This window comes from Ruegeria sp. SAZD011 (assembly GCF_059612545.1).
Map to the genome: position 1 here is coordinate 1 of NZ_JBXWQU010000010.1, position 3,806 is coordinate 3,806.

Annotated in this window: 3 protein-coding genes; all 3 read left to right on the plus strand. The window is 67.0% G+C overall.

The genetic code is table 11. The annotated features are described in order from the left end of the window. A partial coding sequence (locus tag AC2FLM_RS02230; RefSeq protein ID WP_496855224.1) for a (2Fe-2S)-binding protein occupies positions 1–399 on the plus strand: 399 nt, incomplete at its 5' end. Between the two features lie 51 nt (positions 400–450). Further along, positions 451–2,817, plus strand: coding sequence for a xanthine dehydrogenase family protein molybdopterin-binding subunit (locus AC2FLM_RS02235; protein ID WP_496855226.1), 2,367 nt, complete (start codon positions 451–453; stop codon positions 2,815–2,817). A gap of 95 nt (positions 2,818–2,912) precedes the next feature. After that, a complete protein-coding gene (locus tag AC2FLM_RS02240) occupies positions 2,913–3,695 on the plus strand; it encodes an FAD binding domain-containing protein (RefSeq protein ID WP_496855228.1) in 783 nt (260 codons plus the stop codon). Positions 3,696–3,806 lie beyond the last annotated feature (111 nt).

Genomic DNA, 3,806 nt, shown 5'->3' on the forward strand with positions numbered 1-3,806 from the left:
GGGTTGTCGCTGACGGGGACGCATGTTGGGTGTGACACGGGTCAGTGCGGGGCATGCGTGGTGCATGTTGACGGGGTTGCGGTGAAGTCGTGCAACATGCTTGCGGTTGAGGCTGCCGGGTGCGAGGTTTCGACGATCGAGGGTCAGGCGGGGCCGGACGGGACGCTGAACGCGTTGCAGCAGGCGTTTCAGGATCATCACGGTCTGCAATGCGGTTTCTGCACGCCGGGGATGGTGATGTCGGCGGCGGCGCTGCTGAAGGAGAACCCGACGCCCAGCGAGGCCGAGGTGCGGGCGCATCTTGAGGGGAACCTGTGCCGGTGCACGGGCTATCACAACATCGTCAAGGCGATTTTGGCGGCGTCCGGTCAGGACGTGAGCGGGATCGCGGCCGAATGAGGCCACGCGGAGCTTTCCGCGGACCATTCTGATATCTGGAGGAGACGAGACATGCCCAAGGACAGTGGCATCGGGGCCAGCAGCAAGCGGCGCGAGGACGTGCGCTTTCTGACCGGCGCCGGCAATTACACCGACGACATCAACATTCACGGCCAGGCTTACGTGCATTTCCTGCGCTCGGACGTGGCGCATGGGCGGATCGTGTCGCTGGACACGTCTGCCGCGGCGGCGATGCCCGGCGTTGTGCGCATCTTTACCGGCGCCGATTTCGAGGGCGTGGGCGGTCTGCCCTGCGGCTGGCAGGTGACCGACAAGCATGGCCAACCCATGGCCGAGCCGGGGCATCCGGTTCTGGCGCAGGGCAAGGTGCGCCATGTGGGCGACCCGATCGCGGCGGTTGTGGCCGAGAGCCCCGAACAGGCGCGCGACGCGGCCGAGGCGATCGAGGCCGAGATCGAGGAACTGCCGGCGGTGATCGACATGAAGGCGGCGCTGGCCGAGGGCGCGGCGAAGGTGCATGACGATCTGCCGTCGAACCTCTGCTATGATTGGGGTTTCGTCGAGGAGAACAAGGGCGCGGTGGACGCGGCCTTTGCCGAGGCGGCGCATGTGACGACGCTGGAACTGGTGAACAACCGGCTGGTGGCCAACCCGATGGAACCGCGGGTGGCGATCGGCGATTTTGCCCGGGCGACGGGAGAATCCACGCTCTACACCACCAGCCAGAACCCGCATGTGATCCGGCTGCTGATGGGGGCCTTCGTGCTGGGCATCCCCGAGCACAAGCTCAGGGTGGTGGCGCCCGATGTGGGGGGCGGCTTCGGCTCGAAGATCTTCCACTATGCCGAGGAGGCATTCTGCACCTTCGCGGCCAAGGTGCTGGCGCGGCCGGTCAAATGGACCTCGTCGCGGTCCGAGGCCTTCATGTCGGACGCGCATGGGCGCGACCATGTGTCGAAGATCGAGCTGGCGCTGGACGCCGACAACAACTTCACCGCGCTGCGGACCGAGACCTATGCCAACATGGGCGCCTATCTGTCGACCTTTGCGCCGAGCGTTCCGACCTGGCTGCATGGCACGCTGATGGCGGGCAATTACAAGACGCCGCTGATCTATGTGAACGTGAAGGCGGTGTTCACCAACACGGTGCCGGTGGATGCCTATCGCGGCGCCGGGCGGCCCGAGGCGACCTATCAGCTGGAGCGCGTGATCGACAAGGCGGCGCGCGAGCTGGGGGTCGACCCGATCGCGCTCAGGCGTCAGAACTTCGTGACCGAGTTCCCCTATCAGACGCCGGTCGCGGTGGTCTATGACACGGGCGACTACAACGCCACGATGGACAAGCTGGAAGAGATCGCCGACATCGCGGGTTTTGCGGCGCGGCGGGCGGAGTCCGAGGCGCGCGGCAAGCTGCGGGGCCTGGGCGTGAACTGCTATATCGAGGCCTGCGGCATCGCGCCGTCGAACCTGGTGGGCCAGCTGGGCGCGCGGGCGGGTCTTTACGACGCGGCCACGGTGCGGGTGAACGCGACCGGCTCGATCTCGGTGATGGTGGGGGCGCATAGCCACGGCCAGGGCCACGAGACGGCGTTCCCGCAGGTGGTGGCCGAGATGCTGGGTATCGACGAGAGCATGATCGAGATCGTGCATGGCGATTCCAGCAAGATCCCGTTCGGCATGGGCACCTATGGCTCGCGCAGCCTTGCGGTCTGCGGCTCGGCCATGGTGCGGGCGACCGAGAAGATCATCAACAAGGCCAAGAAGATCGCGGCGCATCTGATGGAGGCCAGCGAGGCCGATATCGAGCTGAAGGGCGGTCAGTTCACGGTTGCGGGCACGGACAAGTCCGTGGCCTGGGGCGACGTGACGCTGGCGGCCTATGTGCCGCATAACTACCCGCTGGAGGATATCGAGCCGGGGCTGGAGGAGACGGCGTTCTACGACCCGTCGAACTTCACCTATCCGGCCGGGGCCTATGCCTGCGAGGTGGAGGTGGACCCCGAGACCGGCAAGGTGACGGTGGAGCGGTTCAGCGCGGCCGATGATTTCGGCAATATCGTCAACCCGATGATCGTGTCGGGGCAGGTGCACGGCGGGCTGGGCCAGGGGATCGGCCAGGCGCTGCTGGAGAACTGCGCCTATGATCCGGAGACCGGGCAGCTTTTGAGCGCGTCCTACATGGATTACGCGATGCCGCGCGCCGATGACGTGCCGTTCTATGCGGTGGATCATTCCTGCGCCACGCCCTGCACCCACAACCCGCTGGGGGTGAAGGGCTGCGGCGAGGCCGGGGCCATCGGCAGCCCGCCTTCGGTGGTGAACGCGGTGATCGACGCGCTGCAATCGGGCGGCAAGGCGGTCACCCATATCGACATGCCGATGAGCCCGTCGCGGGTCTGGTCGGCGATGCAGGGCTGAGACGAGAGGGCGGACCGGGGGCCAGCCCCCGGACCCCCGGGATATTTTCAGCAAGAGGAAAGGGCAGGACCCGGCCCTCTTGGAGGAGGAACGAGATGTATAATTTCGAGTTTGAGCGGCCCGGCAGCGTGGCCGAGGCGGTGGCGGCGCTGAAGAGCGAGGAGGCGCAGGCGCTGGGGGGCGGGCAGACCCTGATCCCGACGCTGAAGCAGCGGCTGGCGGCGCCGGCGAAGCTGGTGTCGCTGGGCGGCATCGCCGAGATGAAGGGTGTGTGTCTGAACGACGATGGCTCGCTGTCGATCGGCGGCGGCACCACCCATGCCGAGGTGGCGCGCGCGGCGGCGGCGCATTACCCGGCGCTGGCGGCGCTGGCCGGCGGCATCGGCGACCCGGCGGTGCGCAACCGGGGCACCATCGGCGGCAGCCTGGCCAATAACGACCCCTCGGCCTGCTACCCGTCAGCGGCGCTGGGGTCGGGGGCGACCATCGTGACCGACCGGCGCGAGATCGCGGCGGACGACTATTTCCAGGGCCTGTTCACCACGGCACTGGACGAGGGCGAGATCATCACCAGCGTGCGCTTCCCGGTGCCGGAGAAGGCCAATTACCAGAAGTTCCTGCAACCCGCCTCGCGCTTTGCGCTGGTGGGCGTGTTCGTGGCGCACTATGCCGGCGGCACAAGGATCGCGGTGACCGGTGCCTCGGAGGACGGTGTGTTCCGCTGGAGCGCGGCCGAAGAGGCGCTGGCCAGCGGCGCCGCGCTGGACGGAATGGCACCCGAGGCGGACGGCATGATCGCCGACCTGCACGGCACCAAACCCTATCGCGCCCACCTGACAGGCGTCCTCACCCGCCGCGCCCTCCAGGCCATGGCCTGATACCAAAACCCGCGCGCGCCAAGCCGCGCGCGCGGACCTCTTCTCAAAGAGCAACATCGCAGAGTTTGCAAAGGCAAACTCTGTCAACAAAATCTCATCAGAGATTTTGGG

Bases quoted from the DNA above. Each gene is read 5' to 3' on its own strand.
- AC2FLM_RS02240 (WP_496855228.1), top strand. From the start codon at position 2,913: ATGTATAATTTCGAGTTTGAGCGGCCCGGCAGCGTGGCCGAGGCGGTG.
- AC2FLM_RS02235 (WP_496855226.1), top strand. From the start codon at position 451: ATGCCCAAGGACAGTGGCATCGGGGCCAGCAGCAAGCGGCGCGAGGAC.